Genomic DNA, 25522 nt, shown 5'->3' on the forward strand with positions numbered 1-25522 from the left:
TACAGGCTATATAGGGGCATCCAAGACAGGGGCTTTGCTAAACACCTAGTAACGCTGACCTGGCGAGGAACGAAATAAACCCTAATGATACCCTGAGGAGGGAATTCAATGCTTAACTTTATCAAAAACTTCCGCAACGACGAAGACGGTGCTGTAACAGTTGACTTCGTAGTTCTGACTGCTGCGATCGTTGTTCTTGGCCTGGCTGTTGGTGGCGCTATTTCTAGCGGCGCAGAAAACCTTGCCAACGAAATCGAAACCAATCTCGACAGCCAAGCAACCAACCTGAACCCGTAAGCGCTTCTTGGCTGGTTGAGTAGTGCGTTAGCGCTACTCAGCAAGATGGCTAAAAGTTTGAGGGCGCGCCACATTTTGTGGCGCGCCCTTTTTTAAGATTACTCCAAACGCTGACACAGACAGGACACAGGATGAAGCAGATTTTGAAACGTCTCGCCGCCGAAGAGGACGGTGCTGTTACCGTAGACTTTGTGGTTCTTACCGGCGCTATTTGTACGCTCGGTTTGGTCGTGGTCACCACATTTTCTCCCGGCGCAATCAACCTTGCGAACGAAATCGAAAACACTCTTGATAATGTGAATCCCTAATAGGCGTCAGGGTAAATCCGACGTCTTTATCATGCAGACCACTGCTGGACACAAGTTAGAGCAAGTCAGAACTCGTTTGTGCCTCCAGTTGGCAACGGTGAGCTTCTCAATACTGTGTCAAATGCACACCCCCAAGTTGGCATGTTTACCGGGCATGCACCTCGCGCATTGAAATCCCCTTTCCAAATGGTCTAAAACGCGGCAAAGCTAATAGCCTGTCAGGGTATGGGGTTACAGTGCCAGCCACAATGCTCGATGGCACTCAAAAAATCGAAGGATGCGATAATGCGTGGAGTTTTTGGACTGGTTTTATTGGTCGGCATGGGCCTAGCTGGCTTTGCCGTCTATATGGTGAACCAACAAATCGAACAAACGGCAAGTCAACTCGCGCGTGCCGAAGCGCAGCGCGACGGTGCTGTGCAAACGGTTGACGTTTACACGGTGAACAAAGCGTTCACATATGGCGAAGTGCTGACAGCAGACGATGTCATACTAATAAAATACGCCCGCGACTCGCTACCAGAAGGTATCTTGCGGGAAGAAGAAGTCCTGTTCCCCCCAGAATATGCCGCGAAATCACGCGTGGTAATCCTGCCGATTATTCCGAACGAGCCTTTGACGCAGAGCCGCCTCGCCGCCCCAGGTGCGACGCGAGGCCTGACTGCACTCCTTGATCCAGGCATGCGCGCATTTCCGATTCAAGGTCGGGTAACAGGTAGTTTTGGCACTTTGCGCCCGGACGATCGCATCGACCTATACTGGAGCGGCGAACTGCAGTCTGGACGCCGCGTAACAAATCTTTTGAAATCGGGCTTGGAGATTATCGCAGCGCCAAACGAGGATCGTTCAAACGGGATTGATCAAGTCATCGTCCAAATTACCCCCCAAGAAGTCGCCGAGCTAACGCAAGCGCAGTCCAGCGGTACTATCACGATATCGCTCGTAGGTTCTGGTGATTCAGCCGCCATCACCGGAAATATTTCCGCAGACAACCTAACGGTGACCGGCGAGATCATCGAAGAAGTCGTTGAAGAAGACGTCGTTGAAGAGGAAGAAATCTGCTATCGTTATGTTCTACGTGGGACAGAACGCGTGCAGACAGATACCGTTATTCCTTGCGAAAACTGATCCCTTTTCAGATAAAACCATTACTATGATGGCAATTTCAATGAAGATCAGCGCCCGGTCAAGTCCGGGCGCTTTTGCGTTCTGAGGCATAGTGTTGCGCGATGTCCACATTCGCTTTGCCTTCCAACCTATTGATTATTGCAATAAATGCGCGAGTGACGCATGGTCGCTGCATCATGGGCATTAAGACCCTAGCAACGAGGCGTGATCGGAGAGGCAGGTCACTTATGAAGTATGACAGATTTATCAAAGCCGCACTTACCGGCTTAACGTTGTCGCTTACTGCGACAGCACCAACAATGGCACCGGCTGAAACGTTGCGCGTCTTGCGCGGCGCGGCATCCAGTGCACTCAGCGTCCCAATGAACCGGGCCGTGGTTGTCGAAAGCGACGTTCCTTATACGAACGTTTCTATCGCTAACCCTGGCATCGCGGATATTTCTTCGCTTTCAGAACGCACATTGTACGTTTTGGGCAAAGAGCCGGGTCGCACAACCCTAACCCTATTGGGCGCTGATGGGCGTCTGATTACCAACGTTGAGATCCATGTCTCACCTGACATGGGCGAGTTCAAAGAGCGCTTGTCCCAGATTCTTCCAGGTGAAAACATCGAAGTACGCACGGCCAATGATGGCATCGTACTTTCTGGACAGGTCAGCTCAATCGCGCGCCTTGAGCGTGCTCTTGAATTGGCGAACCGCTACGCACCTGATCGGGTTTCAAACCTGATGGTCGTCGGCGGCACGCAACAGGTAATGCTGCAGGTGCGTTTTTCAGAAATGAACCGCTCTGTAAGTAAATCGTTTGGCACCAACTTCTCCGTACTCGGTACATCGAATGGGCTGAGTGTCAACGGTGGAACTACTCCTGCCGCAGGTGCCGGGTCTAACGGCGCGGTTACCTTTGGTTTCGGCGCAGGTGCAATGGATGTAAGTCTAACGCTTGAAGCGCTTGAATCGCGCGGCCTTGTACGGACATTGGCAGAGCCGAACCTTACAGCGCTAAGCGGTCAAGAGGCATCGTTCTTGGCTGGTGGTGAATATCCAGTACCAGTAGCACAAGACGAAGATACGATCACGGTAGAGTTTAAACCTTTCGGTGTTGAACTCAACTTTATCCCAACCGTTGTCGATGATGATATTATCAACCTTGAACTTAGTGCGGCGGTATCGGCGATCGACACGACCAATTCGTTTACGTCTGGCGAGTTCTCAATTAACGCGTTTTCACGCCGCGAAACCAACACAACAGTCGAAATGCGCGATGGCGAAAGCTTTGCGATTGCGGGTTTGTTACAAGACGACTTTAACGATCTAACCGAATCGGTTCCATGGATCGGGGATGTACCCGTCTTGGGCGCTCTGTTCCGGAGTGCGGCCTATGAGCGCGAGCAAACTGAGCTTGTTATCATTGTGACTCCGCACTTGGTATCGCCAACTCGTGGCGCGGCTTTGTCGCTTCCAACCGATCGTGTGCAGCTGCCAAGCGAAGCCGATCTGTTCTTGCTCGGCAAAACATCCGCCGGCACCCAAATCCCCGGCGCAGCCGGTGAAGTAGCGCGTCAGGACTTTACCGGTTCTTACGGCTACGTCATGGACGAATGAATAGGAGCACAGGTCAATGAAAAAACTTATGACAACAGCAATGGCCGCTGCGCTCCTTGCGGGCTGCTCGGCAACCACTGATGACTTCCCTCAACTTCAATACGAAGCAGGGGCTGTCGTCGACGGCGGTGGTTTTGGTAACGCGACGATGAACAACGTGATGGTTCAATCTGCGCAAGAAGACTACCGCGTCAATCTAGCGCGCCGTTTCGCGTCCGAGATTGATTCAACAGTCACATTCGAGTTCAACTCGACTGTTCTTGATGCAGATGCCCAGCGTATTCTTTCGCGCCAAGCAGATTGGATTCGTCAGTTCCCAGAAGTCCGCTTCCGGGTCTACGGGCACACCGACCTTGTCGGTAGCCAATCGTACAACCGTAGCCTTGGCCTACGCCGCGCGCAAGCAGTTGTTGCTTATCTGACGTCGCAAGGCATTGGACGGGATCGACTCGAAGCTGTCGCGTCCTTCGGCGAAACGCAGCCGTTGATTGCAACAAACGATCGTGAGCGCCGCAATCGCCGGACGGTTACTGAAGTATCAGGGTTCGTTGAAACCGATCCATTGGTGCTTGATGGCAAATATGCGCAAGTTATCTATCGCTCGTATATCGAACGCGCGGTACCAGCTACCGCCCTCGAAGGCACAACGATCGCTAGCGAATAACTGCCTACCAAATATGTCCACGCCGAACACAGTTTCGGCGTGGACATTCTCTTTTTAGTTACATTTTTCGCAACACTGACCTGAAATGTGGGTCTTTGGTCCAAAATTCGACACGATTGCCCCCAATATTATCTCCGAACACAGTGCGCCACTGCAACGCGGCCGCGCCTTATATTCTATCGCTCTAGCGCTTGCACTTGCTGGTGGGCTAAGATGGAATCACAACACCGATGAGGACGACAAAGAATGACTGATACTACGGCCGTACAACACGATGCGCCCCCGATTGTAGCGTGTACGATCAGCCGCGATGTACAGATTTTTGATCTGTTAATCGAAGACATGGAAGCCGCACTTGGCGACGCATGGGGCGACCTGAGCTTTGAAGACGCTGTCGCATTTTTGGGGCAAAAAGAGGCGCGTAGCCTCCAGTTTGTCACGATCGCAATGGACGTCAATGACGAAGACAACTTGCCGTTGGTGTCCGAAGTGATCGCTGTCGCCAAAGCCGCCAAAATCAAAGTTATTCTTATCGCAGAAGATGTTAGCCCTACCGCGTTGCACCAATTGCTCCGCGAAGGCGGCGACGAATTTGTGCCCTACCCGCTCCCTGAAAATGAACTCGCGCGCGCGATTGAACGCGTCCTGACCGCACAAGAACCAGAAGAACCCGCCGAGGGTACCAAAGGCTTTAACGCAACGGGGAATCACTCTGGCGTTGTTGTGCCAATCCACGGCATTGCTGGCGGCACCGGTGCGACGATGTTTGCCGTCAATCTTGCTTGGGAACTTGCCAACATTGACAAGGAAAACCCACCCAAGGTTTGCTTGCTTGATCTCGATTTTCAGTTCGGGTCGGTGTCGACCTACCTTGACCTGCCCCGCCGCGAGGCCGTGTTGGAAATGCTGACCGACACAGAATCAATGGATTCGGAAGCCTTTTTGCAGTCAATGCTGACCTATGAGGACAAACTGCACGTGCTGACGTCACCAACGGACATGATTCCGTTGGACATGATTACGCCCGAAGATATTGCGCGTGTGATCGAAGTCGCACGGGTCAATTTCGACTATGTCATCATCGACATGCCAACGACGATGATCGAATGGTCGCAAACTGTTCTTGAAACCGCGCATATCTATCTCGCGATGATCGAACTGGATATGCGATCTGCGCAGAACACTTTGCGCCTGAAACGCGCACTGCAGTCAGAAGACCTGCCGTTCGACAAAATCCGCTTCATTCTCAACCGCGCACCTGGGTTTACCGATATGAACGGCAAAAGCCGGGTCAAACGCCTTGCGGATAGTCTGGGGATTTCAATTGACGTGCTAATGCCTGACGGCGGCAAGCCCGTCATGCAAAGCTCTGACCACGGATCGCCAATGGCTGTTGGTATCCCCAAGAACCCATTGCGCAAAGAAATTACTAAATTTGCGAAGTCACTACATGAAGTCAACCAAGCTGAAGCTGACGCGAGAGCTTAAGAGGCAACAATATGTTTTCGAAATATAAAAAACCCAACGCACCCAAAGATACTCCTGCCGCGGCGGGCCGCCCAAAGGTAAACGTCGCCCCAGCGGCGGCCCCAAAAGTGGATGAGGCACGTAAATCGCTGATGAAGGCGATGCCCGAAAAGCGGGCCGGCGAAGCGGGCCCCGTCGATAAGGACAAGCGCCGCAAGGAACGTCTGGGCGAGATCAAGCTCGAATTGCACAAGTCGCTGCTCGACAATTTGAACCTCGCCGCATTGGAATCCGCGTCAGAGGCCGAGCTACGTAACGAGATCAACTCAATTGCGAATGAATCGCTTGAGGAAATGGGCATCGTCTTGAACCGGGACGAACGGCAAGCGCTTAGCCAGGATCTGTTCTTCGAGGTCACGGGGCTTGGTCCGCTCGAGACATTGCTTAAAGACGAATCTGTAAACGATATTTTGGTCAACGGGCCGCAGCAGATCTTTGTGGAACGCGACGGTAAACTGCAACTCACCGACATCACGTTTAAAGATGAAAAACACCTGCTGCGGATCATCGATAAAATCGTTTCCGCCGTCGGTCGCCGCGTCGATGAAAGTAACCCTTACGTCGATGCGCGCCTTGCAGACGGCTCGCGTTTCAACGCCATGGTACCGCCTATCGCAGTCGACGGGTCACTCGTTTCTATTCGTAAGTTTAAGAAAGATAAGCTTGGGATCGAAGAGCTGGTCAAATTTGGCGCATTTACCGAAGAAATGGCCGCCTATCTTCAAGCCGCCGTTTCAACCCGCCTAAATGTCATCGTATCTGGCGGTACGGGTTCTGGTAAAACGACCACATTGAACGCGCTTTCGGGCTTTATTGATGACGCCGAACGTATCCTAACGATCGAGGATACGGCCGAACTTCAACTCCAACAAACGCACGTTGGTCGGATGGAAAGCCGTCCACCGAATGTCGAAGGTAAAGGCGGCGTATCCCAGCGCGACTGTCTGAAAAACGCCCTGCGGATGCGTCCAGATCGCATCATCGTGGGGGAGACGCGTGGCGAAGAAGTTATCGACATGCTGCAAGCCATGAACACCGGCCACGATGGGTCAATGACCACGATTCACGCCAACTCTGCACGTGATGGCGTGTCCCGTTTGGAAAACATGATCGCGATGGCCGGGATCGAAATGCCGCTGAAAGCGATGCGGAGCCAGATTTCATCAGCGGTGAACTTGATCGTGCAGGCCTCTCGTCTGCAAGACGGGTCGCGCCGCATGACGTCAATCACCGAAATCACCGGGATGGAAGGCGACGTTATTTCGATGCAAGAAATCTTCCGGTATCAGCGTGTCGGCCTAACCCCCGACAACAAGATTATCGGGCACTTTACAGCGACAGGCGTGCGCAGCCACTATTCTGACCGCTTCAAACTGTGGGGATACGATTTGCCTCCTGCTATCTTTGAACCAATGGTTGCGGAGTAACGACGCATGATTTCGGCTGCCCCAGTAATTTATATCCTGATCTTTGTCGCCGTTGTCGCGATGGTTCAGGGTGTCTACCTTGTGATTTTCGGCAAATCTATCAGCATGGACGGGAAGGTTAACCGTCGTCTTGAGATGCTTGATAAAGGCGGGAACCGCGAACAGGTTCTTGATCAGCTGCGCAAAGAAATGTCGCAGCATATGCGTTCGCAGAGCATTCCGATCTATTCGATTTTGGCGAACAAAGCGCAGATGGCGAACATCGTGTTTACCCCGCCACAAATCATCATGCTGATGGGCGTCATTAGCGTTGTCGCCTTTGTGATGCTGACTTTCCTGACCCAGCTTGGCGTGCCTGCGCGTGCTGCTGTCGCGGTTTTGATGGGCGTTGGCGGCGTCTACGTTTGGATCAGCCGCAAGGCAAACAAACGCATGTCAATGATTGCTGAGCAGCTTCCAGAAGCCGTTGAACTTATGGTCCGTTCGCTGCGCGTGGGTCACCCGTTCTCAAACTCGCTGCAGATTGTTTCAACGGAAATTGCTGACCCGCTGGGCACGGAATTTGGGATGATCTCGGACGAGGCTGCATATGGGCGCGATATGGGGGAAACCCTCAAATCAATGGCAGAACGCTTGGATAACCAAGATATGCGCTTCTTGGCCGTTGCTGTCAGTATTCAACAGACATCCGGCGGTAACTTGGCGGAAATTCTAGATGGTCTTGCAAAGGTTATCCGCGCACGGTTTCGCCTTTTCCGCCGTGTTAGTGCGATTACTGCAGAAGCAAAATGGTCTGGCAACCTCTTGTCGGCCTTCCCAGTTCTTGCATTGATCCTGATCACTTTGGTCAAACCCGACTATTTCGATGAGGTCATGGAAAGCTCTGCCTTCATTCCGGCATGTTTTGTGATCAGTGCCTTTCTCGTATTGAACATGATCGTCATGCGTTCACTTGTGAACATTAAAGTCTAAGGGGGCACCATGGAAAACATTCAAGCACAGCTTACCGAACTTCTTGGACCAAACGCACTGATCATCCTTGTCGGTCTTATTGGTTTCTTTTTGGTTCTGGTGACCCTGCCCGTTCTGCTCAAGAAAGACGATGACCCGCTTAACCGCTTAAAAGCGAGTACACACAGCACAGATAAGAAAACCGCGAAGGGCGAAAAACTCCGTACTGCCTCGAGCAAAGACAAGCTCGAGAAATATTCGAGTTTCCTCGAACCACAAAACGAAGATGAATATTCAGCCGTCAAGCTAAAGCTATTGCAAGCGGGCTACCGTGGCAAAACAGCGGTGCGTACATATAACTTCTTGCAACTCACACTGGGTATCTTTGGGCTGGCACTTGGTGGCATGTATGCTGTTTTCAAAATGTCGCAAGGCGAAGTATCATCGCAAGATCTAGCGCTCATGATCTTGGGACCTGCCGGGGCGGGTTATTTTCTGCCCAAATATTGGGTCACTCGTAGACAAGCCGTGCGCCAAGAAGCAATCACAAACGGCTTTCCCGACGCGCTCGACTTGATGCTGGTCTGCGTTGAAGCGGGGCAATCACTTGATCAATCGATTATGCGTGTGGCAACTGAACTTCGTTCTGGATTTCCTGATATTTCTGATGAATTTGAAATGGTTGGGCAAGAAACCAAAGCGGGTAAGGACAAAACGACCGTGCTGAAAGATATGGCCGAACGCTGCGGCGTGCAGGACATCACCAGCTTTGTCACCGTGCTGGTCCAATCGCAGCAATTTGGTACATCGATTTCAGATGCGTTGCGGGTCTATTCACTTGAAATGCGCGACAAACGCGTCATGCGCGCCGAAGAAAAAGCCAACAAACTGCCAACAAAAATGACATTGGCGACCATGATGTTGACTGTGCCGCCGCTAATGGCGATTTTGATTGGCCCATCGATCTATGCGATCGCCAAAAACTTGGGCTGATCGGAAAATGAAACCTCGGCTCGCCCTTCTGGGGATCGTTTTCACCACGTTGACCGCCTGTGCCAACGACGGGTTAGATAATTCGGGCGATGGGGTATTTGCGCCCGGTGTGTCTGGTGAACGCAATGTTGACGGGTTGATTGTAGGCCATCGTTTGATGGCAGCAGGCGAATACGAACTGGCGCTCAAAGCCTATAATCGCGCGGCAATCCAGCACGGGCTCAACGTCGACACGCTATCGGCAATTGGGTCCGCAAACCTGCATATCGGGCGTCTTGGACAGGCTGAACGTCGGTTGCGTGATGCTGTTGAATTGGATGCCAGCTTTCCACCCGCATGGAACAATCTTGGCGTCGTTTTGATGGAGCGTGGTAAAATTGCAGAAGCAAGTGAGGTTTTCCGACGCGCATATGCCGCAGATAACGGAAATTCGGACGAAATCCGCGACAATTTACGCTTAGCGCTCGCAATGTTGGAAAACAACGACAATACTGTGGTACAAGATTACCAGAACTTCAATTTGATCCGACGCGGCACAGGTGATTTCGTGCTGATGTCTGATCTCTGAGTATGAGCAGCAAAAGGACGCTAAAATGCGCCACCCAATTATTCTTTCGCTTTGCCTAGCAACGCTTACCCTGTCGGCCTGTGCAAAATCGACAGAAGAGCAAATTCAAGAAGCCATCAACGACATCAACGCCAGCGATGCGCAAAACGTCAACGAACTCATGATGACAATGGGCGACCCCAACGAAGCGGTCCAACATTTCTCTGCCTCGCTTGCCGCCAACCCGGACAATATCGAACTGCAGCGTGGCCTTGCAACATCACTGATCCGTGCATCCCGTGTGACTGAAGGGATTGCAGCATGGAATACCGTTGTCGCACATCCTGAAGCCACGAGTGAAGATCGCGTTGAACTTGCAGGCGCGCATATACGGGCAAGTGCTTGGGACGATGCTGCCGCCACGCTGAACACAGTGCCGCCAACCTTTGAAACGTTCAAACGCTACCGGTTTGAGGCCATGGTCGCCGATAGCCGCCAACAATGGGACAAGGCGGATAGTTTCTATCAAACTGCCGCGGGCCTGACAACGCGCCCGGCCTCGGTCTATAACAACTGGGGGTATTCCAAATTAACCCGCGGAGATTTCCGTGGTGCTGAACGGCTGTTCCTCGACGCTTTGCGCCATGACTCAACCCTGTTTACTGCCAAAAACAACCTCGTGCTTGCACGCGGTGCACAGCGCAATTATGCGCTGCCCGTTGTAGACATGAACCAAGTTGAACGTGCCCAACTGCTTTACACCCTCGCGCTCGCGGCAATTAAACAAAATGATGTCTCGATTGGTAAATCACTGTTAGCCGATGCGATCGAAACTCACCCGCGTCACTTTGAAGAAGCCGTGCGCGCGTTGCAGGCCCTTGAAAACAACGCGACAAACTAGCTATGGGACTGACAGCACACGCAGCGTTTTGGTTTTTGCCTGCGGTTATCCCAATCGCAGTTTTCGTGGCCTGGAACGACATGCGGGTCATGAAGATCCCCAATCTTGCGGCAGGCGCGCTTTTGCTCAGTTTTGCCGTCCTTGGGATTTTTGCACTGCCCTTTGTCACCTACCTGTGGCACTGGACCCATTTTGCGGTGGTGCTTGCGGTCGGAATCCTGTTTTGGATGTCTGGGGTCATTGGCGGTGGCGATGTGAAATTTATGGCTGCGGCGGCCCCTATGGTTGCTGTTGCCGATCTGCGCATGTTTATGTTGATCTACGCCTCATGCCTTTTGGCCGCCTTGGTCACACACCGCTTGGCCAAACATAGCCCGCTGCGTAAAATCGCGCCTGATTGGCTTAGCTGGGACAACGACCGTTTTCCAAAAGGGCTCGCTTTAAGCGGGACGCTTTTGTTTTATCTACTAGTTGTTGCGATTACGCGTTAAACAAAGACAACATAGGCCGTGCCCCTTACAGGCACTTGTTTGTTCACTATTTCGCCACAATAGGCTGTAATCTTAGTTAAAACCGCCGCAGATTCTGCGGAATTCGAATCTTTTTACGATAGGCAAGAATGTCATGAACGTGCAATCCTCTGGTGTAATGGCCCCCCCGGCGCCGCGTAGTCTTGAAGGCATGCTGCTGCCTATGTCGATGATGCGCGATATTTTGATCAAAACAATGTTCCGGATGAACCTTGATCAGGTCTCGCTGATCAGCCGCGCCATTTGCCTGCCCGTCCCCGTCACCCAAGAATTGGTCGACATGGCACGCAGCCAGCTCCTGCTTGAGGCGCGCGGCACGCTGAACGCCAACAGCGGCAATGAGATGGGTTATCAATTGACCGACGCCGGACGCGCGCGCGCGCTGGATGCGCTTAGCCAGTCTGAATATTACGGTGCGATGCCCGTCCCGCTTGATATCTACCGCGAACAGATTGAACGCCAGTCGATCCGGAATATCCAGATCACACGTGAACAGCTATCGACCGCGATGGGGCACCTTGTGTTGCCGCCAGACCTGTTATCAAACCTTGGCCCCGCCATCAGCGCAGGCCGTTCGATCCTCATGTATGGTCCTCCGGGTAACGGGAAATCATCCATCTCAAATGGTATCCGCGATGCGTTGGGCGATAAAATCTATGTCCCACGTGCGATTGAATATTCCGGTCAGGTGATCACCGTTTACGATCCGATTGTGCATTCCGCCGCCGAAGACGATGTGGACGATCCCAACAGCCTGCGACGGACTTCTGGCCGGTTCGACACCCGCTATGTGCGCTGCGAACGCCCGACCGTAATTACGGGTGGTGAACTGTCACTATCCATGCTTGATCTTGTCTATAACCCCACCGCGCGGACTTATCAGGCGCCTTTGCAGTTGAAATCAACTGGCGGCATCTTCATCGTGGACGACCTTGGCCGTCAGGCAGAACCACCACAAACCCTCGTCAACCGTTGGATTGTTCCGCTCGAAGAAAACAAAGATATTCTTGCGCTGCAATCGGGTGAAAAATTCGAAGTTCCCTTTGACACGCTTGTGATTTTCTCAACCAACTTCCACCCGAACGCGATCTTCGATAAGGCGGCTTTGCGCCGGATTTTCTATAAGATTAAGATCGACGGCCCGCACCAAGAAGACTTCCTTAAGATTTTCGCAATGGTCGCACGTAAACGTAAAATGCCACTCGATGAGGATACGCTGGTTCACCTGTTGAACACGCGTTACCCAGAAATCGACAATGTCTACGCCAACTATCAGCCGATTTTCTTGATCGATCAGATGATCTCGATCTGTGAATTCGAAGGCATCCCCTATCAAATGACACCGGATCTGATTGATCGCGCATGGGCCAACATGTTCGTGAAAGAAGAAGAAATCATTCACTAGTGACATTTTAAATTCCCAAGCAACTGACTTCCCTTTACCCAAAGGGAAGTCTTTTTCTTTTGGGGGGTACAAAATGACAAAAATTATTGGGGTGGCTGGATGCGGCCGCATGGGCGGGCCAATGTTGGCCAACCTACAATCGGCTGGATTTGATGCTCGTGGCTATGATCCGCGTGCCTCTGCCGGGGTTGGCACAGATGTTGATACCTTTTGCGAGGGGCTGACAACGCTGATCACGGTCGTCCGCGACGCGGCAGAAACCGATGCATTGCTCTTTGAAGATCAAAATGTCGTCGCCAGCGCCCGCGCTTTGCAGACGATTGTGATCAGCTCGACCCTTTCCCCCAATTACGTCAAATCCCTGCGCGCACGTATCCCTCCCCATATCACTATCATCGATGCGCCGATGTCCGGAGCGCAAGTACGTGCCCGCGCAGGGGCATTGACCTTTTATGGTCGGTGGCGATTCAACGCCGATTATGCCGCTTTTGCAGACGATGGGTGCAGCGATCCATCCGATGGGCAACTTCGGCGCCGGAATGACGGCCAAGGTTTTGAATAATATGCTGGCCGCGTCACATACAGCAATGACCCGGTTGGTGCTGGACTGGGGAGATACACAGGGCGTGGATGAGGACAAGTTGCTCGCATTGATCGCAAGCGCCTCGGGCCAAAACTGGTTGGCCTCAGGCTTTGACGCTATTGAATTCGCACGTGACGGGTTCGGCGATGACAACAGCATTGGAATTTTGGCCAAAGATGTCAGCGCCGCACTCTATATCGCGCCCGACAGCAACACCGCTCTACCCGAAGCCGTGCAAACGGCGATCAGGCAGCTTAAGCCGCGCGTCAAATCGTAAGGTGGATCTTGATCCACCCTACCTCAGTTAGGCAGTCAGCCCTTCGGGTTCTTTCAACCCGTTGGCGCGACTACAGGCGGTGACAGTATTCGCCAGAAGGCAAGCAATCGTCATCGGCCCAACCCCGCCCGGTACCGGGGTTATCGCCCCAGCCACAGCGGCGCAGCTATCGTAGTCGGCATCACCCACCAGCCGGGTTCCGCCCTCTGGCTTATCAATACGGTTGATACCCACATCAATCACCGTGGCACCCGGTTTGATCCAATCACCTGGGATCATCTGCGGGCGGCCCACGGCTGCAACCACGATATCAGCTTGGCGCACCACGGCGGGCAAGTCTTTCGTGCGGCTATGCGCGATAGTCACTGTGCAGCTATCACCGAGCAGCAACTGCGCCATCGGTTTGCCAACAATATTCGAACGACCTACAACGACAGCATTCATGCCAGAAAGTGACCCATGATGGTCGCGCAACATCATCAGACACCCCAGTGGGGTGCAGGGGACCATGCTTTTTTGTCCTGTGCCTAGAAGGCCCACGTTTGAGACATGGAACCCATCCACATCCTTGGCTGGGTCAATGCTATTGATCACCAAGTCACTGTCCAAATGCCCGGGCAGTGGCAGCTGCACCAGGATGCCATGGACATCCGGGTCCGCATTCAACTTCGCAATCAAAGCAAGCAATTCCGCTTCCGATGTCTGCGCATCTAATTTGTGTTCAAAGCTGTTCATGCCAACTTCGACAGTCATTTTCCCCTTGGAACGCACGTAAACTTGGCTGGCAGGGTCTTCGCCCAAAAGCACCACGGCGAGCCCTGGTGTAATCCCATGCACTTCTTTGAGACGGGTGACGTGCTCGGCGACTTTCGTGCGCACTGTCGCGGCAAAGGCTTTTCCGTCAATTACTGTTGCTGTCATTGTATATCCCCGGCGTTGGTTACGTATGAAGGCTCCGCTGCCCGACCGCCAACTCCAACGGTAAGCAAATACACAGCCTCATTGGCGTCAACTTATCCATGCAATACGGGATGTAATCCCCTAATCCGACATAATTTCGCGGTTTTTCGGCACCGGGTACGGCTCGCGTTTCTGATCAGAAACCTATGGCTGCCATGCGCGTTGGTCGGGCACATGCAGGCGCACAGCGTCGCCAACCTCGACCTTCCCCTCACGCTCCACCCAGGCCGTCACGCCACGTTTGTCCTTAGCCGCAGCCTTAAACTTGCGCCCAGCTTCTGGATTATCTTCTGCGATGACCTTAGCGGGCAGATGGCAGGGGCGATTTTCCATATCCACCACGATGGCAGAGCCGTCCGGGAATTGCAGCCGCGACGATGGGGGGAGGTGCGTGAAATCAGGAATACCTTTGATCACCATCGATGCGCCAACATCTGCGGGGTCTAGCTGGTCAAGCCCACACGCCGCAGCGATCAATGTCAATTCTTCGGCCGCGAGAACCGTCAACTGCCGCACATTACGGATCGGCGTGTCACGGGGATATTGGCTGACCACGCGCGAACATGCTGGGCGTATCTCACCCCCATGCGCCTCACCCGGAATGCCCGCAAATGTTAGCACCGCCTCCGCTTGGTTTGTAGCGCGCAGCGACGCGTCGCGATCTGGCACATGGCCAATCCATACGACTTCGCCTGTGATTTCGGTCGGTTTGAGGGCTGGCAAGGCGCGTTCCTTTTGTCGGACGGGTGTTTGCGACGAATGCACCACGTGCGGTCAATCTATTCAAGCAAAAACGCCGCCCCAAATGGGACAGCGTTTTCTTGAATTATGCTGATGGTTCGGGTTCTAGCCCGGCATCCGGTGTTTTGGGCTTTTTCGGCTTGGTCTTTGGGATCGCCGTCACCGAAGGCGTTTCAGATTTTGCGGCATCGCCGTCATCATCTTCGCCCGCATGGGGTGGTTCGCCTGCCATAACGCGCTTAATCTCTGCACCTGTCAGCGTTTCATATTCAAGCAAGCCCTGTGCAAGACGTTCAAACTCATCGTTCTTATCGATCAAGATTTCACGCGCGCGCTCATATCCATTTTGAATAAACTCGCGGACTTCTTCTTCGATCAGCTCTTTGGTATGGGCCGACACGGACAGGCCCGCCGTATTGCCTTGATAGCCTTCGTGGGCTTCGGAATAGTCGATATTGCCAACTTTATCCGACATGCCCCAGCGCAAGATCATCGCGCGCGCCAATTGGCTGGCTTGCTGAATATCGCCCGCAGGGCCGTTGGATACCTGATCTTCACCGTATTTGATGATTTCAGCAGCCTTACCTGCCATCGTCATCGCAAGCCGCTGATGGCATTCGTCTTTGAACATGTTCAACCGGTCCATCTCAGGCAGGCTCATCACCATGCCCAACGCACCCCCGCGTGGAATGATCGTTGCCTTATAGACCGGGTCACATTTTGGCAGGCTGATGCCCACAATCGCGTGCCCCGCTTCATGGTAGGCAGTCATTTCTTTTTGCTCGGCGGTCATCACCATTGACCGGCGTTCCGCGCCCATCATGACCTTGTCTTTAGCACTTTCAAAGTCGACCATCGTCACGAAACGACGTCCTATACGGGCGGCCATCAGCGCCGCCTCGTTCACAAGGTTCGCGAGATCGGCACCAGAAAATCCGGGAGAACCACGCGCAATAATGCGTAGATCAACATCTGGACCCAATGGAATTTTGCGCGCATGCACGCCCAAAATTTTCTCACGGCCTTTGATATCCGGGTTCGGCACGGTGACCTGGCGGTCAAAGCGGCCAGGACGCAGCAACGCTGGGTCTAGCACGTCACGACGGTTGGTCGCGGCCACGATGATCACGCCTTCGTTGGCTTCGAACCCGTCCATTTCAACAAGCAATTGGTTCAAGGTCTGTTCGCGTTCGTCGTTACCGCCACCGTGGCCAGCGCCACGGGCACGGCCAACAGCATCGATTTCATCGATAAAGACGATACAAGGAGCGTTCTTTTTGGCTTGTTCAAACATGTCGCGCACACGCGATGCGCCCACCCCCACGAACATTTCAACAAAATCAGACCCTGAAATTGTGAAAAATGGCACACCCGCTTCGCCTGCAATTGCACGCGCAAGCAAGGTTTTACCCGTACCGGGGGGGCCAACAAGCAGCGCACCTTTTGGGATTTTCCCGCCAAGGCGGCTAAATTTTTGCGGGTTGCGCAAAAACTCGACGATTTCTTCAAGCTCTTCCTTGGCTTCATCGATGCCTGCAACGTCGTCAAACGTGACGCGCCCATTCTTTTCAGTCAGCAGCTTGGCCTTTGATTTACCAAAGCCCATCGCCCCGCCTTTGCCGCCACCTTGCATCCGGTTCATGAAATAGACCCAAACGCCGATCAACAACACAAAGGGCAGCAAGCTAATTAAGAAATTTTGCAGCAGCGAAGTCTCTTGACTGATAGCGGTGACAGGCACGTCTGCTTCAACCAAAAGCTCTGTGATTTCAGCATCTTCTGGCTTGATAGTCGTAAAGTTTGTACCGCTCGCGGTGTAACGCACGTTCTCGCCGTCGATTGTCACATCGGTCACTTGTCCTGCTTCGACAGCCTCAACAAATTGTGTGTAACTTTGGCTGTTTCCACGTGCCGACGGTGGTGTGCCGCTAAAGATTTGGAAAAGTCCAAGAACCATCAAAAACAAGACGATCCAAAAGACCATATTTCGCGCGTTGCCCAAGGGGAGCTCCTTTGAAGTCGGGGAATGAAAGCGACAGAGTCGTTTCAAGCGTTTCATCTAAAATAGAGCCTATTACTCAATCTTCAATGCCAAACGCCCTAGAATGAAAATCCGCGACAATCTGCGCCGACCAACCGTTCGACAGGCCAGCCAACGGCGCCGCAATCAGTGTGTCGCCTGACCAGACCGACGGTGACGCCATAAGCGACACTTGCGGCATGGATGCCTGCCGCCAATCAGGACAGTCGCGCAGCCCTTCGCCCAATGCCTGCACCCGCAACCCGTTCCGCACGGGCCCATCCAGATGCCAGCGTTGATCCCAGCGCAGCCCCGTCGCCGCAATGTCCAATCCATCGGGTCGTGTATATGGGTTCGTTGCCGACGCCTCGCGCAGGATGCGCGCGCCACCACCGGGCAGCGGCAGCAGGACACACCCGGCCAATGTCACCTTGTGACCTTTGCGCAGCTGGTCGACACGTGCGAGCAGGCTTTCAAACCGTGGTCTATAGGTGCGGCTCGCCACCCATGAAATCGCTGCGGCCATCACCCGACGCGGCGCATCGTCATTGCTGAGGTCGAGCGCGACGGGATCAAAAATCAAATCTCCGGCGTCTTGTCGTACATGCAAGCGTGCAAAATCACGCGCAGCCCGCCGCAAGGATCGCTGCGCGGCCTGCATGTGATCGACCGTTTGCAAAAGACGTTTACGGGTAAGCCCAAGGGTTTCGAGCTGCGCATACATTTTGCGCGCCCGTACCCGGTCATAGCGCGGGTCATCGTTGCTCGGGTCATCGCACCACGCAATCTGTTCAGCGCGCAACCAATCCCGCAAAGCATCGCGTGATATCCCCAACAACGGGCGCCCGACCCGCAGCCCATCACGCAGATCGACACGGCTCATCGCGGTCAGCCCATCAATACCAGACCCGCGCGCAAGCCGCATCAACACGGTTTCAAGCTGGTCGTCTTCAGTATGACCAAGCAAAAGCGCGTCTACACCCGCCTGCCCGGCCCATGCATGCATCGCCTCCCAGCGTCCTTGGCGCGCAGCCCCTTGCAAATTGCCTTTGCGGTCCCAATCCCAACCAAGAGCGACATGGGCGATCCCGAGGTCTTTGGCTTGGTTCGCGACCAATGCGATTTCGTCGCGCGCTTCAGGGCGCAGCCCATGATCAACAGTGACAGCCCGCAACCGCTTAGGGTCAACCGCCCGCGCGGCCATATGCATCATCGCGATTGAATCGCCGCCACCCGACACCGCAAGCCCAATTACCGCCCGAGGCGTGACGACCCCAAGCTCGTGCAAGGCGCGGGTAAACTGGTCGGAAAGGTCAGAATGGGGTGCCGCTACTGGCATCCCAAATTCTGCATCGCAAACTGCGCGTCATTGACCGCCGGGTTGCCCGGAAAGCGCACATTGACTTCGGCAAGCGTCAAACACGCGTCTTGAGTCTGTCCAATCGCACCCAAGGATGCCCCCAATTTATACAGTGATGCAGGGGCATGTGCGCCCGTCGCATCGGCGGAAAACGCCTCCAAATAGGCGCGTGCAGCGTCAGTTGGCTGACCAAGCCCTTCAAGCGCCTCACCGCGCATATAATTGACTTGTGCCGCTAGCGGGCTTCCCGGATAGGTCGTGCCAAAGGTCTCAAGCTGGTCCAAGGCGCCGCGAAAGTCACGGTTCGCGAGCGCCTCCCGCGCCCGCTCAAAATCTGTCTGCTCACCAATGGCGAGTGCGGGGCCACCTGTCGCAGGTGGTAAGTTCGGCGCGGGCACATCGGCCCCATTATCAACGCCACCAAGACTAGGCGTGTCGCCAAGCTGGGCAATGTCGCAATTGGCTTCAAGTTCACACAGCCGGAATTCAAGATCGCCCACACGGTTGGTGCCATCCACCGTGATCCGGTTCACCCGAAATTCAAGCTGCTCGGTCTTTGAGGTCAGGCGTTGCAATTCTGCTTCGATCGCATTGAGCCGGTCAAGCGGTGTATTGCCCGCGATCCCGCTGTTTAGACCACCAGTGGTTGACAGCTCGCGGCGCAACAGTTGCACGTCACCATAAAGCCCGGTCAATTGCTGTCGAATATCGGCCAATGTTTCCTCTTGGGCAACGGCAGGCAGCGGCGACAACAAAATGGCGCAAAGAACGACAATACGGTGCAACATAGGGGGTCCTTTGGGCTGGTTAGCTAGTAATGGCAGAGAATGAAAGAACAGTTACCGCGCGACGGTTTTGCGAATAGCAGGCCTCGTTTGAACAGACCTCAATCGGGCGCAATTTGCCGTAGCTGATCACCTCAAGCCGGGTCGTTGGAACCCCGCGTGACACCAAATACTCGCGTACAGCATTGGCGCGGCGTGCACCCAGTGCGATGTTATATTCGCGCGTACCCTGCTCGTCCGCGTGGCCTTCGACCACGGCGCGGTAATCGGCATTGGTTAACAACCATTGCGCCTGGCCATCCAAAATGCGCTGACCTTCGGGGGTAAGCGTCGACGTATCCACTGCAAACAGCACCCGGTCGCCAATCGCCTGATTGAAATATGCGGGGCTGGTCGGGTCACTTGCTGATCCTGCCAGAGCGCCGTCGGCGCCTGCACCACCTGCGCCTGCGCCACCGGCACCACCTAAGCGGTCGGGATTGGTACAGGCTGCCGTGCCCAATACCAAAAGCAGCATCGTCGCTTTTGTCATCATATTCATTGGTTCAATCCTGTTTTTATCTGCTCGTTTTCATCAGCATAGCATGGCTGAATGGTTCTGGGAATGTACTTTGACTAGGGCTGCAAGGGGCCCCATGATGGATCCGATGCGGCCCCTTGGACCGGGACAGCCTTCAGGTTACGGCCCGAAATATCAATGGAATACAGCGATGATGTGCCGCTTTCGCCTTGTGTTTCTCGGCTAAACATAATCACCCGGCCATTCGGGGACCATGTTGGACCTTCGTCCAAGAACGACGCCGTCAGCAGGCGTTCTTCTGAGCCATCCGTGCGCATCACGCCGATATGGAACCGTCCTGCGTTTTGTTTGGTAAAGGCAACCAAATCCCCCCGAGGCGACCAAACCGGCGTTGAATAACGCCCCTCGCCAAAGGAAATCCGGCGCGCCTCGCCGCCATTGGCGGACATAATGTAAAGCTGCTGCGTGCCGGAACGGTCGCTTTCAAAAACGATCTGCGTGCCATCAGGCGACAGGCTTGGCGCGGTTTCAATCGAAGGCGCAGAGGTCAGCCGCGTATATTGCCCCGACGCAAGGTCCGAACGGAAAATGTCCGTGTTCCCGCCATTGGAAAGACTATAAATCACTGATCCACCATCGCGCGAAAACCGGGGGCTGAACGCCATTTCGCCAGGGGCCGTCTGCAACTGCTGACGCCCGACATTGGCGACGTTCAAAAGGTTGATCCGTGGGAAACCGCTTTCATAGCTGGTATAAAGTATCCGGTCGCCGGTAGGTGAAAACCGTGGTGCCAGCACAATGGCACTGCTATCGGTCAGATATTGTGTATTTTCACCGTCAAAATCCATCACGGCCAAACGCATTTGGCGGTTATCTTTAGGGCCGCTTTCCGCGACATAGACAACGCGGCTATCAAAATAGCCGCCTTCGCCCGTGATCCGGCTATAGACTGCATCCGCAACCTTATGGCCCATGCGCCGCCAGCCAGCGGTGGTGCCTGCAAGCTGCAAACCGCCGCCCAATTCTTGGCCAGAATAGATATCATACAGCCGGAATTTCACAGTCATCTGGTTGCCATTCACCGCAACCGCGCCTGTGACCAAAGCCTGCGCATTGATCGCGCGCCAATCGGCAAAGGCAATCGGCTGCGAGAACGACGTGATCTGCGAGATATACGCATTCGCCGGAATTTCGCGGAACAACCCGGTGCCGGACAGGTCTTGGGCGACCAAGCGGTTTAAATTGTTTACGACCTGTGCGGCTTCGGCGTTTTCAGCCTGAAATACGGGGGCTGCAAAGGTAATCGGTTCGATCACCCCATCGGTGATGGTCAGCCGCAACGGGCCGTTTTGAGCAGCGACAGGTCCTGCCAAAATTAGGGCCACCAAAAGTGTCAGAATTTTTTTCATCTTCTTCGCCTCATTTCGCATCGTCAGGTTGCCCCTGATCCGCGTCTCTCTTTATTTTCATAGCAGATGGATGAAACCATTTCACCTCACCTGCGCGTGTTCTTTTTACCGTAGCCGCATCTGACTTGGGTCAAATGTGATTACGATGTCTTTCCAGTGTTCAAACTTCTCGGATGGCAAATTGTACCCCCCACGTTCGACCGAGCAACGCAAAATTGCGCGACGAGCTGCATCAAATGCAGTGCGCGTGGCAGCTTCATCCCCGCCGCTACTTGAAATCAGTTCGACATCATTGCCGACGACTCTGCGGTTGGCATCCAAGCTAAACCCAACTTCGACGACGACGTTCGCGGCTTGCGAGCCCGTATTTACGTTCCAACACGCGCTTATCGCCAAACGAAAACTCGACTCCTCTAGCGACGTTAAGGCTGGGCCTACAGCAACCGCTGGCGCTTCAGCAGCCAAAGCCGCTGCAAGGGCCGCTTCGACAGCGTCATCGCTGGGTGTTTCCACCTCGGTAGGCGCCTCTGCCGTTTCGGTTGGCGTATCAGGCTCCGGCGCTGGTGGCGTCGGGCGGCTAGGCCGCGAAACGGGGCGCAACGAGGTTTCAACCAAGCCTGACGGCTTTTCATCCTCAATCGCGATTTCAGTTGCCGTTACTTCGGGCGCAGTTGGGGTGTCGTCTTCGATTGGCACATCTGCGGTTGTTGTTTCATCTGGCACGACTACTTCGCGCACGGTATCATCGATCTGCGCATCCGGTGGAGGTGGCGCAGTTGGAACCGTCGCGACACGCGGCGCTTGCGTTGGCGCAGGCTCTGCATTGACGTCAACATTCGGCGACGATGGGAGCGATTCAGGCACATCGGGTGTCTCAGGGGGAGTGTCTTCTGCCTCGGTCACCAGCATCTCTGGCGGCGGGGGTGGTGGAAGCTCATCATCAGGTGGATCAACTGGGTCTGGGGGCGGCGTATGCTCTGCCGGGTCCTCTGCCGATGGTGGCGGGGGCGGTGTGTCGTCAATTTCCGGCTGCACTGGCGCAGTGGGGTCGGCTTCACCCGGCTCGGGTGTGCGGGCAGCCCTCAATTCTTCAAAGGCTTCGCCACTAATGACGGATACATCCATCGCGTCAAAGTCCAGCGGGTCCGCATTGAACCCCCAGCCAAAGAACAGCCAGCCAATCAAAGCAACATGGCCTGTGGCAGAAATATACGTGCCCGGCGTGCGCATGCCCTACCCGTCCGACCCCGCGAATGATGGACCACCAACATCAGTCACCAGACCAATGTTAGAAAACCCTCCTGCGTTCAACGCGCCCATAATTTCGGCAACAGCGTTCCACTGGTTCGTGCCATCGGCGCGCAAGAAAATGCGGTCAGACGTGCGTTCGGCGGCGATAGCCTGCAATTTTGCGACCAGTTCATCGGGCGATGTTTCTGTCTCCTGGATCATCACGATACCTTCGGCGGTGATCGTGACCGTTAGCGGTTCTTCGTCATCACCCGGCAGAGCATCAGCGGCAGTTTTTGGCAGATCCACTGGCACACCCACCGTCATCAACGGGGCTGCCACCATAAAGATAATCAAAAGCACCAACATCACGTCCACAAACGGCGTGATGTTGATTTCAGCCATCGGCTGCGTGCCGCCACCACTACGCCGCCGTCTACGCCGTCCGCCGCCGCCACCTGATTTGGTTACACCTGCGCCCATAATTAGCTATCCAGCTGGCGACTAAGGATTGTCGCGAATTCATCCGCAAAGGCTTCATAGCCTGCGATGATGCGATCACTATCTGCGGACAGTTTGTTATAGAATATCACGGCGGGAATCGCTGCCAAAAGTCCCAAACCCGTCGCCAAAAGCGCCTCGGCGATCCCAGGTGCGACAACGGCAAGGTTCGTGTTTTGGGCTTCGGCGATTTCGATAAACGCGTTCATGATGCCCCAAACCGTCCCGAACAGACCGACAAACGGCGCTGTCGATCCGACGGTCGCCAAAACAGGAAGACCCTTTTGCAGCCGCGCGGCCTCTTTCGCGATGGCGACATCCATAGAGCGATCAATGCGTGCAGTTGCCCCTGCGATCAGGCCACCGTCTTGGCGGTGCGATCTGCGCCATTCCAACATACCTGCCGCAAAGATCTTTTGGCTGGCGCCCTGTGGGTCAGCGCCGATCTGATCAAACAATGCATCCAAGGGCTCACCCGACCAGAACTGTTGATCAAAAGTATCAGCCTCTGTCCGGGCGTTACGGTATTGCACGATCTTGTCCACGATCACGGCCCAGCACCAAACGGATGCGGCCATCAGTAAGATCATAACAAGTTTTACGGTAATTGTTGCGCGCGCAAATAGCGCCCACATCGTGAAGTCGGTTGCTGCTTCCATTGTGCCTGCTCTGCCTGTAGGCCCGGTTTTGGGCTCTGATTAAGGCGAGATATAACGCATTCGAAATCGAAAAGCCAATCAAACCCGTATTACAAGGCTGAAACCCACACGAATTAACGCGTGGATTGGCGGATCTGTGCCGGAAGCCGGGCCACGGCCCCCGTTTCATCCATGCAAATAATTGTCACAATCGCACGAAAAATAAGTGTTTCGCCGCGTTTGATGTCTTGCGACACGGTCAGACGCACACCGGTGCTTTTGCTGACAGAGGTTTCAACGATCAAATTATCGTCAAATCGGGCCGGCGATAGGTAGTCAGCCTCGACACGGCGCACTGCAAAAACCACTCCTGCGGCCTTCATCGCAACCTGATCAATCCCCAATTCGCGGACCCATTCAGAACGGGCGCGCTCAATGAACTTCAGATAATTGGCATAGTAGACGATCCCGGCAAGGTCGGTATCTTCGTAGTAGACGCGGACGGGGAACTGATGGGTCATGGCAAGCGCGCGCCGATACGCATGGCGTGGCTTGCATCACGCGCGGCAACTGGCATCACCGGATCATAGGCCGCGCGAATAACGTCGCCGATCTCGGGACGCAGGGCAACTACCCCGTCGATCATCGCAAGCGGCGGCACTTCCGAAAACGCCGTATCCGACCAAAGCAAAATCACCTGTACCGCTTGCGACAGAGCCAGCGTATCGGCTGGGGCCTGCGCCATTTGGTCATCCATGCGCATAAATACAAAAGCGGCTTGAATGGCGCCAGCATCATCAAAACGAAAAATACGGTACTGATTGGCCTCAGCAACCTGCAAACGCGCAACCAGAGGGCCCAACTCTGGCAACATCTTATCCAGATGCGGCACGTCCAAGAGTTCTGCCCAATCATTGCAAAAAAACATCATCAGGTTGGCACCTAATTCCATGTCAGTCTCGTCCATTTTGTGACTGGCCAATGTCACAACGGCCTCGATAGCCCCTTTGAACAGCGCCAGTGTCGCATCATCAACACCAAACACCACTGGCACAATCGGGCGGCCCCAACGGGCGAACACATAATCACCGTCAGACCGCGTGAACAAAGGCGCGACATCATACATCATCTTGCTCCAAATACTCCCGCCGGAGGCGATCAAATTTCTCGAAAATTTGATCTACGCCCTCAGCCAAATAAATCATCTCGTGACTTTGGTTGATCCAACCCCAAATGCGCCCAAGAAGCTTGTGCAAGCATCCGCCCGCGTGGGGTGCGCTGGATCAGGCCCTTTTGTAACAGATAGGGCTCAATCACATCTTCCAAACTATCGCGACTTTCGGACAGGGCCGCCGACATCGTCTCAATGCCAACGGGACCACCGCCGTAGCTTTCTGCGACCAAACGCAAATAGCGGCGGTCGGCATTATCCAAACCCAGATGATCAACACCAAGCCGGGTCAACGCGCGATCAGCAATTTCTTGGGTCACGGTGCCGTCACCTTCAACAATCGCGAAATCAACAACGCGGCGTAGCAACCGGCCTGCAATCCGTGGGGTGCCACGGGCGCGGCGCGCAATCTCGCGCGCCCCACCGTCGGATGCCGGCGCCCCCATCATCCGGGCTCCGCGCGTCACGATCTGATGCAGCTCATCTTCGGTATAAAACTCAAGCCGGGTCGGAATGCCAAACCGGTCGCGTAAAGGCGTCGTCAGCAGCCCCATGCGCGTGGTCGCCCCAACAAGCGTGAAGGGTTGCAATTCGATGCGCACGGTCCGCGCGGCTGGACCTTCGCCAATCACCAGATCCAGCTCAAAATCTTCAAGCGCGGGATAAAGAACCTCTTCAACAGCCGGGTTCAGACGATGAATTTCGTCGATAAACAAAACATCGCGCGCCTCTAGGTTGGTCAAGATAGCAGCCAAATCACCTGCTTTGGCCAGCACCGGCCCAGATGTCATACGAAAGCTCACGCCCAATTCGCGGGCCATGATCTGTGCAAGGGTGGTTTTCCCCAACCCCGGCGGGCCGTGAAACAATGTGTGGTCCATCGCTTCACCACGACGGCGCGCGCTTTCTATAAAGACCTTGAGGTTCGCACGCGCATCCGCCTGCCCGACAAATTCATCAAGCACCTGTGGACGCAGCGCGCGGTCCGCATCTTCGGGCTGAGGCGCTGCGCGCAATGTCGGGTCTGGCTCATTCATGGGCCATC

Annotated in this window: 28 protein-coding genes; 15 read left to right on the forward strand and 13 right to left on the reverse strand. The window is 54.5% G+C overall.

Translation table 11 applies throughout. The features are described 5' to 3' along the window. Positions 1-108: 108 nt before the first annotated feature. The 15 genes from DS901_RS01140 (at position 109) to DS901_RS18930 (ending at position 13142) form a co-directional block, all read left to right on the forward strand. Positions 109-297, forward strand: coding sequence for a Flp family type IVb pilin (locus DS901_RS01140; protein ID WP_113775096.1), 189 nt, complete (start codon positions 109-111; stop codon positions 295-297). Positions 298-428: 131 nt separating this feature from the next. Continuing rightward, a complete protein-coding gene (locus DS901_RS18625; protein WP_181820705.1) occupies positions 429-605 on the forward strand; it encodes a hypothetical protein in 177 nt (58 codons plus the stop codon). Positions 606-890: 285 nt separating this feature from the next. Further along, a complete protein-coding gene (gene cpaB, locus DS901_RS01145; RefSeq protein WP_113775325.1) occupies positions 891-1733 on the forward strand; it encodes a Flp pilus assembly protein CpaB in 843 nt (280 codons plus the stop codon). Positions 1734-1960: 227 nt separating this feature from the next. Next, positions 1961-3337, forward strand: a complete 1377-nt coding sequence (locus tag DS901_RS01150; protein WP_113775097.1) for a type II and III secretion system protein family protein — start codon at positions 1961-1963, stop codon at positions 3335-3337. Between the two features lie 16 nt (positions 3338-3353). Next, complete coding sequence (locus DS901_RS01155) at positions 3354-4001, forward strand: OmpA family protein (protein ID WP_113775098.1); 648 nt, start codon at positions 3354-3356, stop codon at positions 3999-4001. Positions 4002-4247: 246 nt separating this feature from the next. Further along, positions 4248-5489, forward strand: coding sequence for an AAA family ATPase (locus DS901_RS01160; protein WP_113775099.1), 1242 nt, complete (start codon positions 4248-4250; stop codon positions 5487-5489). Positions 5490-5500: 11 nt separating this feature from the next. Beyond that, entirely contained in the window at positions 5501-6955 is a 1455-nt protein-coding gene (locus DS901_RS01165) for a CpaF family protein (protein WP_113775100.1), read from the forward strand. A 6-nt stretch (positions 6956-6961) separates the two neighbouring features. Continuing rightward, positions 6962-7927, forward strand: a complete 966-nt coding sequence (locus DS901_RS01170; protein ID WP_113775101.1) for a type II secretion system F family protein — start codon at positions 6962-6964, stop codon at positions 7925-7927. A gap of 9 nt (positions 7928-7936) precedes the next feature. Further along, the gene (locus tag DS901_RS01175) at positions 7937-8899 is read left to right on the forward strand and encodes a type II secretion system F family protein (protein ID WP_113775102.1); all 963 of its coding nucleotides are present in this window, start codon (positions 7937-7939) and stop codon (positions 8897-8899) included. A 7-nt stretch (positions 8900-8906) separates the two neighbouring features. Continuing rightward, positions 8907-9467, forward strand: a complete 561-nt coding sequence (locus DS901_RS01180) for a tetratricopeptide repeat protein (protein ID WP_113775326.1) — start codon at positions 8907-8909, stop codon at positions 9465-9467. A 25-nt stretch (positions 9468-9492) separates the two neighbouring features. Continuing rightward, on the forward strand, positions 9493-10347 hold the full coding sequence (locus DS901_RS01185) for a tetratricopeptide repeat protein (RefSeq protein ID WP_113775103.1): 855 nt from the start codon (positions 9493-9495) through the stop codon (positions 10345-10347). 2 nt (positions 10348-10349) lie between these two features. Beyond that, positions 10350-10838 (forward strand): prepilin peptidase, encoded by a 489-nt coding sequence (locus DS901_RS01190; RefSeq protein ID WP_113775104.1) that lies wholly within the window; start codon positions 10350-10352, stop codon positions 10836-10838. Between the two features lie 133 nt (positions 10839-10971). Continuing rightward, on the forward strand, positions 10972-12282 hold the full coding sequence (locus DS901_RS01195) for an ATPase (RefSeq protein WP_113775105.1): 1311 nt from the start codon (positions 10972-10974) through the stop codon (positions 12280-12282). A 73-nt stretch (positions 12283-12355) separates the two neighbouring features. Continuing rightward, positions 12356-12844, forward strand: coding sequence for an NAD(P)-binding domain-containing protein (locus DS901_RS18925; RefSeq protein WP_258546616.1), 489 nt, complete (start codon positions 12356-12358; stop codon positions 12842-12844). Next, complete coding sequence (locus DS901_RS18930) at positions 12822-13142, forward strand: NAD-binding protein (protein ID WP_258546617.1); 321 nt, start codon at positions 12822-12824, stop codon at positions 13140-13142. The genes DS901_RS18925 and DS901_RS18930 overlap by 23 nt, the downstream gene beginning before the upstream one ends. A gap of 27 nt (positions 13143-13169) precedes the next feature. On the opposite strand, the gene folD is transcribed toward DS901_RS18930, so the two are convergent. The 13 genes from folD to ruvB all read right to left on the reverse strand — a co-directional run bounded on the left by folD (position 13170) and on the right by ruvB (position 25514). Continuing rightward, positions 13170-14063 (reverse strand): bifunctional methylenetetrahydrofolate dehydrogenase/methenyltetrahydrofolate cyclohydrolase FolD, encoded by an 894-nt coding sequence (gene folD / locus DS901_RS01205; RefSeq protein ID WP_113775106.1) that lies wholly within the window; start codon positions 14061-14063, stop codon positions 13170-13172. Between the two features lie 183 nt (positions 14064-14246). Beyond that, entirely contained in the window at positions 14247-14825 is a 579-nt protein-coding gene (locus tag DS901_RS01210) for an MOSC domain-containing protein (RefSeq protein ID WP_113775327.1), read from the reverse strand. Positions 14826-14928: 103 nt separating this feature from the next. After that, on the reverse strand, positions 14929-16845 hold the full coding sequence (ftsH, locus tag DS901_RS01215) for an ATP-dependent zinc metalloprotease FtsH (protein ID WP_258546618.1): 1917 nt from the start codon (positions 16843-16845) through the stop codon (positions 14929-14931). Between the two features lie 76 nt (positions 16846-16921). Continuing rightward, positions 16922-18202 carry a tRNA lysidine(34) synthetase TilS gene (gene tilS, locus DS901_RS01220; protein WP_113775108.1) on the reverse strand — a complete coding sequence of 427 codons (1281 nt, stop codon included), beginning with the start codon at positions 18200-18202 and terminating at the stop codon, positions 16922-16924. Then, a complete protein-coding gene (ybgF, locus tag DS901_RS01225; RefSeq protein ID WP_113775109.1) occupies positions 18193-19011 on the reverse strand; it encodes a tol-pal system protein YbgF in 819 nt (272 codons plus the stop codon). The genes tilS and ybgF overlap by 10 nt, the downstream gene beginning before the upstream one ends. A 19-nt stretch (positions 19012-19030) precedes the next feature. Continuing rightward, entirely contained in the window at positions 19031-19549 is a 519-nt protein-coding gene (gene pal, locus DS901_RS01230) for a peptidoglycan-associated lipoprotein Pal (protein ID WP_113775110.1), read from the reverse strand. Between the two features lie 74 nt (positions 19550-19623). Next, positions 19624-20937 carry a Tol-Pal system beta propeller repeat protein TolB gene (gene tolB, locus DS901_RS01235; RefSeq protein WP_113775111.1) on the reverse strand — a complete coding sequence of 438 codons (1314 nt, stop codon included), beginning with the start codon at positions 20935-20937 and terminating at the stop codon, positions 19624-19626. 105 nt (positions 20938-21042) lie between these two features. After that, positions 21043-22167 (reverse strand): energy transducer TonB, encoded by a 1125-nt coding sequence (locus DS901_RS01240; protein ID WP_113775112.1) that lies wholly within the window; start codon positions 22165-22167, stop codon positions 21043-21045. A 3-nt stretch (positions 22168-22170) separates the two neighbouring features. Then, a complete protein-coding gene (locus DS901_RS01245) occupies positions 22171-22650 on the reverse strand; it encodes an ExbD/TolR family protein (protein WP_113775113.1) in 480 nt (159 codons plus the stop codon). Positions 22651-22652: 2 nt separating this feature from the next. Then, the gene (gene tolQ, locus DS901_RS01250; protein WP_181820707.1) at positions 22653-23327 is read right to left on the reverse strand and encodes a protein TolQ; all 675 of its coding nucleotides are present in this window, start codon (positions 23325-23327) and stop codon (positions 22653-22655) included. Positions 23328-23440: 113 nt separating this feature from the next. Next, entirely contained in the window at positions 23441-23827 is a 387-nt protein-coding gene (gene ybgC / locus DS901_RS01255) for a tol-pal system-associated acyl-CoA thioesterase (protein ID WP_113775115.1), read from the reverse strand. Further along, complete coding sequence (locus tag DS901_RS01260; RefSeq protein WP_113775116.1) at positions 23824-24432, reverse strand: hypothetical protein; 609 nt, start codon at positions 24430-24432, stop codon at positions 23824-23826. The genes ybgC and DS901_RS01260 overlap by 4 nt, the downstream gene beginning before the upstream one ends. A gap of 62 nt (positions 24433-24494) precedes the next feature. Then, positions 24495-25514 carry a Holliday junction branch migration DNA helicase RuvB gene (gene ruvB, locus DS901_RS01265; RefSeq protein WP_113775117.1) on the reverse strand — a complete coding sequence of 340 codons (1020 nt, stop codon included), beginning with the start codon at positions 25512-25514 and terminating at the stop codon, positions 24495-24497. Positions 25515-25522 lie beyond the last annotated feature (8 nt).

Origin of the sequence: Loktanella sp. D2R18 (genome assembly GCF_003318235.1) — a bacterium.
In the GTDB taxonomy this organism is placed as follows: domain Bacteria; phylum Pseudomonadota; class Alphaproteobacteria; order Rhodobacterales; family Rhodobacteraceae; genus Yoonia.